At 63.2% G+C, this 5,477-nt stretch carries 4 protein-coding genes and 1 pseudogene; 2 read left to right on the top strand and 3 right to left on the bottom strand.

Features of this window, described 5'->3' with window-relative positions; genetic code table 11:
- Positions 1-132: 132 nt before the first annotated feature.
- The gene (locus tag ACWEBX_RS37065; protein ID WP_451889140.1) at positions 133-1,449 is read left to right on the top strand and encodes an MDR family MFS transporter; all 1,317 of its coding nucleotides are present in this window, start codon (positions 133-135) and stop codon (positions 1,447-1,449) included.
- A gap of 211 nt (positions 1,450-1,660) precedes the next feature.
- On the opposite strand, the gene ACWEBX_RS37060 is transcribed toward ACWEBX_RS37065, so the two are convergent.
- Positions 1,661-2,368, bottom strand: a complete 708-nt coding sequence (locus ACWEBX_RS37060) for a hypothetical protein (RefSeq protein ID WP_451889139.1) — start codon at positions 2,366-2,368, stop codon at positions 1,661-1,663.
- 1,042 nt (positions 2,369-3,410) lie between these two features.
- On the opposite strand from ACWEBX_RS37060, the pseudogene tpg reads away from it, so the two are divergent.
- Positions 3,411-3,890: pseudogene (gene tpg / locus ACWEBX_RS37055) on the top strand (telomere-protecting terminal protein Tpg); the annotation flags it as partial.
- A gap of 527 nt (positions 3,891-4,417) precedes the next feature.
- Here the strand turns inward: tpg and ACWEBX_RS37050 are convergent.
- Positions 4,418-5,269 (bottom strand): helix-turn-helix domain-containing protein, encoded by an 852-nt coding sequence (locus tag ACWEBX_RS37050; RefSeq protein WP_451889138.1) that lies wholly within the window; start codon positions 5,267-5,269, stop codon positions 4,418-4,420.
- Between the two features lie 10 nt (positions 5,270-5,279).
- A partial coding sequence (locus tag ACWEBX_RS37045) for a DUF6879 family protein (protein WP_451889137.1) occupies positions 5,280-5,477 on the bottom strand: 198 nt, incomplete at its 5' end.

Here is a 5,477-nt window from a genome sequence, read left to right as displayed (position 1 = left end):
GCAGGAGGGGGACCGCCGCTGAGAGTCGTTGACCGAGAACCTCGCGGTTCATCCTTGGTCAGCCCGGTCTGGGGCGCGCAGCGGCTCCAGCGCCTCGCTGGAGACGGGCCTCAGACCTGCCGATGGTGAGATATGGAGGTTGATTTGTTTACTGTTGAGACAGGTCGGGTGAGCCGATCAATGATATCGGGCCTCCCTCGTGCTTTCTGGTGGCTTTGGGTCAGCACTCTTGTAAATCGAATGGGATCATTCGTTGCGACCTTCACGGCGCTCTACCTGACTCTGGAACGCGGGTATTCTGCTTCGTTTGCAGGCCTTGTAGCGGCGCTGCTGGGACTGGGGGGTGTTATCTCGGCGCTGGGCGCTGGAGTGATGGCTGACAGGCTCGGCCGAAGACCGACGATTCTGGTCGCTCAGGTATTCACGGCTGTCTCTGTCGCTGTACTGGCATTCATGACCCACCCCGCCGCCATTGCTGGTGTTGCTTTCCTGGTGGGTATGTCCAGCAGCGGATCTCGACCGGCAATTCAAGCGATGATAGCCGACATAGTTCGCCCCGAAGACCGGATGAGGGCCTTCTCCATAAATTTCTGGGCAATAAATCTTGGCATTGCGATCTCTTCCGTAGCGGCGGGATTCATCGCGGAGAAGAGCTATCTCGCTGGTTTTCTTGGAGAGGCTGCGATGACGCTCGTCTGCGCTGTGGTCGTCTTCGCTAAAGTCCCAGAGTCCCACCATGTGGGCACACCGATGAGCGATCCTTCGAGTAGCTCGCAGAACTCGCGAGAGCGACAGGACAACGTTCGGCTCGGTAGCGTTCTGCGCGATGGCCGATTCATGGCCGTCATCGCCCTGTCCTTTGTGATTGCACTCCTTTACCAACAAGGCTCAGTGGGGCTCCCCATCGCTATGGGGGAAGACGGGTTTTCCAGCTCGGATTTCGGTATGGTCATTGCGGTCAACGGAATATTGATCGTAGTTCTGCAGATTCCAGCCACGAGACGCATCCAGAACTGGGACGCAAGCCGTCTCCTCATCGGTTCGGCACTACTCGCAGGGTTTGGATTCGGTCTTACCATGTTTGCCGAGTCCATCGCGATGTACGCATTCACCGTAGGCTTTTGGACTCTCGCTGAAATCGTCGCTGCTCCGACTCACACAAATCTTGTCGTACGGATTTCCCCGGCTCAGGGGCGCGGCAGATATCAGGGCGTCTACTCGACATCATGGGCAGGTGCCGCTCTGGTCGCCCCCCTGATTTCGGGTTTTGTCATCGATCATTTCGGCGGTGAGTTCCTCTGGGCCACCTGTGCTCTGCTTGGTGTGATGGCGGCGTGCGGCTACTGGCTGCTCATGCGCGGAGTAAAAAATGGAAACCCGCGGTCCGAGCCACCCTCAAGACGGCGTCTGGACGGCGGCTCAGAGAGAGCGCAGCGCACCTCGGGCTAAGCTTGCCGTTTATGCAGATTTGCTGCTTGTGATGAGTGCCGTGAGGTTCGTTCTGTCCTGTTTTCCGACGGGGTGCTCACGTGCACGGTGCTTGTTCTTCCCGCCGATCGGCCGGCCGGGGCCTGCGGTGCTGAGTTTCGGTGCGCCGGCCGGCGCGCGAGCGATGCACGCGACGCCTTCAGCCGCAGAGGGCGCTCCGTTCGTGTCGTCCTTAGGAGGCAGGCAAGTAATTCCAGTTTCCGGTCGACTCATCGTATATGTAAGTTTGTTCGGGCCCACCTTGGACGGTTTCAAATGGCTTCCCATGGTCATCCAAGATCAAGGTGTCGCTCTTGTCATGGTAGACCCAATCTATTGCCAACCTCCAGCTGATCACGCACTCGCAAAGATCTTTCTGTGCAGTGCTTGGGTAGGGGGAGGCCCGAACGATGAATTTTTCGGTTTGTGAATCCGTGACGAACAATGAGATCTCGTCACTTTTTTTCAACGACGACGCCTTCTTGTCCCATTCTAAGACCTTCGGTTCTCTGTCTCCGAGCGCGACATTGAAAACGCGTTCTGGCGTTTCTCCGCCACATCCAGAAGTGCCTGCAGCAATCCCCTTGGGTGCTGGGCGTGTCCGGAGATCGACAATCCGAATGCGAGATAGGTTCACCGCGTCAGAGTGCTTACCCTGGACGGTTAGAACCAGATCCGTCTCTTCCCTGTCAATGCCCCCTTGCTTATGGGCCCAATAAGCGTCAATCAAGGTAGACTTGGGTAGTTTAGGAAGATCTTTTGGAGTAGCGGCAAAGAGCCACGAACCGGCGCAATGGGGGTCATTTCCGCCATACTTGACCTGTATATCGAGCGGTTCGGACTCCTTGCTTTTCAGCTCGGACTGAAGCCACGAAAAGGCGAACGGTATTATGGTTGCCACGATTGTAGAAACGGCTGCCGTTAGAAGGAATTTCCCGCTGGCCCGAAATCTTGGATTCCCGAGTAGTGTGCTCCCCGCCGACCCGTCTCCGGAACCCGCATCGCTCCCCGCCGACCCGTCTCCGGAACCCGCATCGCTCCCCGCCGACCCGTCCGCACTCATGTCCTGACCGTCGCATTCATCCGAGGTGGCATCGCAAATCGGGCTCCCCGCCGCCCCTAGCAATACAGGGCCTCGTTTCCCCCTGCGTGGTGTATGCAAAGCATCATGTCGTGAGTGCGCGCCGTGTCATGACGATGTGGCCGTTCTGTGACGTATTGGAGGGGTGCTGCGCCAGGCCCGGCCTAACGTGACTCTGTTGAGGATCTTGGGGTTTCTCGGTGCGCCAGCGTGACTGGCGGGCATGCTCGTGTCTGTTCTGAAGGTCTTTGCAGTTGGGCAGGCAGCGGCCAGCTCGACGCGCATGCTTGTACGCCGTGGCCGCTTGGGCCTGCTGCTCGCCGGTCCGGTTGCGCGTCGGCCCGGACTGGGCGGTGTGTCCCGGCTGTTGACTGCCGCCGTGCCCTCCGAGACAGAGTCACCGCCGGGATCGGGGACGCCGTCACCGGCCTGTTCCGCTTCGCCAGCGAGGCGTCCCAGGCGGCCGAAGCCGTTGTGGGCCGTGCCGGGCTTTCAACTACCGCGCAGAACGGGCAGCTGGCGCCTTCCGGCGCCCGGCCCATCCCGCCTGCTGCGCGAGTTCCTCACCGCCTACGGCTTCCTCGAGGACGACCTGCCCCAGACCATCGAGGTCTGGTTCGACCGCATGACAGCCGCCCTCCCTCCGGTCATGGCCCGCCAGCTCGGCCACTGGTTCACCACCCGCCTGCACGGCCGGAGAGAGCCGCCCCGCCCAGCGGCGCACCGACCGCCCAGCCGCTACCGCACCGCTGTCCGGACGCCGGATCCTGGTCCTGGGCGGCCCCCACGACCACGCATCTGCATTGCGTACCCGCATCGCGGAGCTGGGGGCAGCCGCCGCCGTCAACCTCTCCGCCCGGCCCGCATCAACTACCTCCTCAAACAGCTGGGAACCGCGAAGGCCGTAGCAGCAGAACTGGGCGTCACCGCCGACTCGGTGAACCGCTACCGGCGCGGAGCCAGGAAACACCCGCCCAAGGACATCACCGCGAAGATCGACGCTGCGGTGCGATCCCGCTGGCAGCCGCGGGTCCGCAAACGCCGACGCAAGCAGGCCGCCTCCGCAGGCGGCATTACCGTGGAGACGCGAGCCCGCTTCGGCTACACCGCACCCATCGGCACGACCGACGACGGCCGTTTTCGCCGCCTCACCGTCCACCTCCCCGCCGTATACGCACAGCGCCTGTTCGACGCCCGCGACGCCGGCGCCAGCGACCAGGAGCTGCGCCAAATCATCGCCGAAGGATTCAAAGACATCTACTTCCAGGACGGCGGAAGCCGTGCCACGGGAATCTCGGACGTGGCCATCAACGACATCGACTACCTCGACCTGGATTTCTGAGCAGATCGCGTGAATGCCGGGCGCCCGGTCATGATCTGGGACATCGCGCGTAGCGCTTTGACTGAGTTCGCCGGGCATGACGTCCTGCTCGGTCCTGACCGCTCCTTGCCCCAGGCACCTCACAACAGCCCCTCACTCCCGGACTGGGCTGCCGACCAACTCACCGCCCTCTTGGCCGAGGACGACGATTAGCCCTACGGCGCCCGTAGCCCCCGCTTCGGGACGCCTGCTGCGACGCCAGCAGCTGGGATGCCGAAAGTCGGCTCCGGCCTGGTGTGTCGATGGCGCGACTGGCTGGTGGAGTTCGTCGACTGGCAGAAGTGGAACAAGCGCACCGGGCCCGGCCACGAGGAGGAGGACCGCGCCGAAGCCGTACGCGAGACGACCAAGCGGTGGCCGAACGTCGAGAGGCTCGCCGCCAAGGCCGACGAGGCGTACGACGAGTTGGCCAAGGCCATGCGCGGGAAAGTGCTCTTTGAGCCGACCGTCAACCGCGTGGACCCACTGAACCGGGACCCCCCGGTAGGTCAACGCGGGTTCAGCGCACGCCGCGCTGAGTTGATGACGTTGTGGGCGTCGGTTCCGTACGCGGCGGATTCGCGGAGAGTCTTCCAGACCTTCGCGTACAAGGCGATGTTGTCGGCGTCGTCCAGCCACAGCTCGGCGTGCCAGTCCTCCGCGACCACCAGGCGGTCATCAAGGACCCAGAAGCCATTGGCGGGCACGATATTGACGGAGGCCGTGAACGGGATGACGCCAAGCTCCACGGTGTCCATGCCGAGCATCCCGGTAAGACGGTCGAGCTGGGCGGCGAGCACCGAGGGCGGGCAGATCAGCGACCGCAACGCGGCCTCCCACATCAGCACGTGCAGCTTGCGACCGGGCCGGTACAGCCACTCCTGCCGCTGCACCCGGGAGCGCACGGCTGCCTCAATGTCGCCGGCTCCGCCGAGCAGTTCGGCGTACCGCTGGATGACGTGTCGGGCGTACTCGGAGGTCTGCAACAGACCGGGGATCACCGACTCTTCCCAAAGCCACATCTCCGAGGTGCGGTCGATCTCGGCGCTCAGCCCCTCGTGCAGCGGCTTGAAGCCGTTCGCCAGGGCCCGACGCCAGGATCTGATGTGCGACTCGAACCCCGCCAGCCGGGCGGCAAGCTCGGCGTAGACGCCCGGCTGCTCGGTCGCGTCGGCCCACGCCCTCAGGTCCTCGGGGGTGGCCGTCTGTCTGCCGTTCTCCAGCTTGCTGACCTTCGAGCCCGGCCAGCCGAGCCGCCGGGCGAGCTGCTGACCGGTGAGCCGACCACCAGGGCAGGTGAACCGGAGTTCGCGCAGTCGCGTCCCCATGGCCACCCTGGCTTGCTGATAGTCAGTGCTCACTGGTCACGCGTCATTCGGTCCGGGCGAACTGGTCGAACGGCACGGCGTTGTGCATCGCCGCATCACGCACCATGGCGTACCGCACGACCTCAGCCGGTTCGGTGATCAGCTCGATTCCCGTGATGTTGTCGGCATCGTCGAAGTGCAGCAGCGCGACCAAGCGCGAGTCGAAGATCCAGAAGTCCTCAGCGGGCAGGCTGGCCGCGAC

The organism is Streptomyces sp. NPDC005070, from assembly GCF_053600395.1.
This window is presented reverse-complemented; position numbering and strand designations above follow the sequence as displayed.

Excerpts from the sequence above, each read along its gene's own strand:
- ACWEBX_RS37065 (WP_451889140.1), top strand. The coding sequence starts at position 133 with ATGGAGGTTGATTTGTTTACTGTTGAGACAGGTCGGGTGAGCCGATCA.